Source organism: Alkalihalophilus lindianensis (genome assembly GCF_032843265.1).
In the GTDB taxonomy this organism is placed as follows: domain Bacteria; phylum Bacillota; class Bacilli; order Bacillales; family Bacillaceae_D; genus Alkalihalophilus; species Alkalihalophilus lindianensis.
Genome location: NZ_JAWJBA010000694.1, coordinates 1 through 253, shown reverse-complemented (window position 1 = coordinate 253; position 253 = coordinate 1). Strand labels below are relative to the sequence as shown.

The window sequence follows — 253 nt, the reverse complement described above, 5'->3', positions numbered from 1 at the left end:
CTAGAATAGTGAATATTCAAAATCTAATACAGGTGATCACATGTCAAAAAAACTACATTTTAAAGACACTCCTCCTGTTGTTATATCCATTTCACTCGTAACAGCTATTTGCTTAGTTGGAGATTCTATGTTGTATATCGCATTGCCTATTTTTTGGAAGGAAGTTGGTCTTGACTCCCTTTGGCAGGTCGGAATTTTATTATCCATTAATCGGTTTATAAGACTACCATTTAACCCAATCATTGGTTGGGTC

At 35.2% G+C, this 253-nt stretch carries 1 pseudogene; it reads left to right on the top strand.

The annotated features are described in order from the left end of the window. Positions 1–40: 40 nt before the first annotated feature. Positions 41–253: pseudogene (locus tag RYX56_RS23950) on the top strand (hypothetical protein); the annotation flags it as partial.